Genomic DNA, 481 nt, shown 5'->3' on the forward strand with positions numbered 1-481 from the left:
TACCGCTGGGAAAGCTGCGAGTAGGAGAAGTGCCGGGGCCGGATCAGGTGGTGAGTGAACGAACGGGACACCCCGGTGAAGTAGAAGCTGGCCGACCCGTGCTCCAGAACGGGGAGGTGGCCGACCTCCAGGATGTGCGCGAGGTAACCGGCGTTGGTGGCGGTGGCTGGGTTCGGCTTCTTCCAGCTCTGGTAACAGGCCCGCCCGGCGAACTCCGCGAGCGCCTGCCCGCCGTCCGCGTCCGTCGACCACGGCACGTCCTGCGGCGGCTCAAAATGCGTCCACGCGATCAACCTGACCTGGGGCTGCACCATCTCCGGCATTCCGCGACTCTAACCCCACCCCTCCCCACCCCCCCCCCACCCCCCTGCCCCCCCTCCCCCCCCCCCACCCCTCCCTTACCCCCTCCCCGACTGCGCCTCCCCCCACACGCTACCACTACACGCCACCTCTCGCCCGTCGCCCCCAAGCCGCCGCCCCC

General features: G+C 70.7%; 1 protein-coding gene. It reads right to left on the reverse strand.

Features of this window, described 5'->3' with window-relative positions; all coding sequences use genetic code 11:
• On the reverse strand, nucleotides 1–314 hold a 314-nt coding region (locus JMF97_RS30575; RefSeq protein WP_203224672.1), incomplete at its 3' end, for an FAD-dependent thymidylate synthase.
• Nucleotides 315–481: the final 167 nt, after the last annotated feature.

The sequence above is a fragment of the Micromonospora fiedleri genome (genome assembly GCF_016774385.1).
GTDB classification, from domain to species: Bacteria; Actinomycetota; Actinomycetes; order Mycobacteriales; family Micromonosporaceae; genus Micromonospora; species Micromonospora gifhornensis.